The following is a 1872-nucleotide window of genomic DNA, read 5'->3' on the forward strand; positions in this document are numbered from 1 at the left end:
GGCCGGGGCGGAGCCCGGCGCCAGCAGCGGCGTGGGGCCGTTCCCCGACGCCGTGGCGGGAGCGGCTCCCGGCAGGCTCGGCGCGAGCGGCCGCGCCCCGGCGAGCGGCAGCACGTCCGCCGGAGGGGGAAGGGGGGCGGAGGCCCGGGGGAGGGAGAGGGGAACACGGACGAGCGGCCGGGCAGAGGCCCTGCGCTGAACGGCGGGGAGCACGGCGGGGTGCGGCTCAGGCGCGGTGGGCGCGGCGGGTGCGGCTTCCGTCCGGGCGGGAGTGGCGGGTGCGGCTTCCGGCAGGTGGGGAGCGGTGGCCGGTTCCGGGACGGCGGTGGCCGGGGAGTGCGGGAGGGCACCGGCTGTCGGAGGGCTGACCGGTGGGCCGATCGGCGAGCGCCGGAGCGGGGGAGCGGCGGACGGGACGGGCGTGGCGGGCGTGGCGGAACGCTGAAGGGGCGCGCCGAGCCCGGCACGCGGCGCACGCGAAGGGCCACCGGGAGCGGCCTTGGCCGCGGGAGGGGCGGGAGGCGTAGGGGAGCCGGGGGAGAGGGGAGAGGTCCGGACGACCGGGGTGGTGGGTGCGGGGGTGCTCGACCGCGGGGTCCCGGGAGCGCGCTGGACGACGGGTGCGGGCGTGCTCGGCACCGACGGGGCGGGGGCGGAGGCCGTCGGGGCCGTCGGGGAAGCCGGAGCGGTGGGGACGCCGGGCGGCACGGGCGCGACCGCCGCCACAGGCGTGGCCGCAGGGGCTGCGGGGGCGCGCTGGACCGTCGGCGCCGCCGAGGGGACGGGGGTGGCGCCGGTCGTCGGGAGGACCGGCGCGGCAGGGCCGGCGGACGCGTTCTCGGCGGGGAGGACCGGGCTGGTCCGTACGCCCGGCGCGGCGGCCGTGGGCGTGGCCTTGGACGTGGCCGCCGGAGTGGCCGGGGCGCGCTGGATGTCCGGGGCAGCCGAGGCAACGGGCTCCGTGCGGGGTCTCTTGGCCACCGGGAGCGCCGACTCACCCGGGGCCCGGGGAGCCACCGAAGGGGCGGGAACGGAAACGGGGTTGCCCGGCGGAGTGCTCGATACGGTCTTGCTTGCGGGGCTTGCGGGGCTTGCGGGGCTTGCGGGGCTTGCGGGGGTGCGTTGGGCGTGCGGGGTTGCCGGTGCGGCGGGAGGGGCGGCCGGGGTGTTCGGGGTGTTCGGTACGGCGGAGGGCGCGGCCGTGGTCCTGGTCCTCGGGGTCGCCGGGGCGGCGGAGGCGCGCTGGACGGCCGGTGCCGCCGAACCGGCGGGCGCCGTCTTGACCACCGGGCGCGGCGGGGCGTCCGAGGTGCGGGGAGCCGTCGAAGGGGCGGGGCCACGACCGGGGTCGGTCGCCGGAGCGCTCGGCGTGGTCTCGGCCGTTGGGGCGGCCGGGGCGCGCTGGACGTGCGGCGTTGCCGGTGCGGCGGAAGGGGCGGCCGAGGTGTTCGGTACGGCGGAGGCAGCGGCCGAGTCCTTGGTCGCCGGGGCCGTTGGGGCGGCCGGTGCGGCGGAAGGAGTGACCGGGGTGGTCCGTACGGCGGAGGGCGCGGCCGTGGCCTTGGTCGCCGAGGGCGCCGGGGCGGCCGAGGCGCGCTGGACACGGGGTGCCGTGGAAGATGCCGGTGCGTTGGCGGCCGAGGAAACGGTCTGCGGAGCCGGGGACGGGGCCGGGGCCGGGGAAGAGGCGGCCGGAGCGGTCCGGACGGCAGGAGCCGATGCCGCCGCCGGGGCCGACTTGGGCGCGGCGGAGCCACCCCGGTCCGCCGTGGCGCGCGCGGAGTCCGAGGCCATCGGAGCAGCGGGAGCCTTCGGCGCGGCCGACGGATGCGAAGCGGGCGCGGACGCCTTCGCGGGCGACGGCGCCGGGGC

At 80.8% G+C, this 1872-nt stretch carries 2 pseudogenes; both read right to left on the reverse strand.

Going from position 1 to position 1872, the window contains the following annotated elements:
- Nucleotides 1-981, reverse strand: a pseudogene (locus BU197_RS30765) (hypothetical protein); the annotation flags it as partial.
- A gap of 13 nt (nt 982-994) precedes the next feature.
- Nucleotides 995-1872 (reverse strand): annotated as a pseudogene (locus BU197_RS24790) (hypothetical protein); the annotation flags it as partial.

Source organism: Streptomyces sp. CBMA291 (genome assembly GCF_014596525.1).
In the GTDB taxonomy this organism is placed as follows: domain Bacteria; phylum Actinomycetota; class Actinomycetes; order Streptomycetales; family Streptomycetaceae; genus Streptomyces.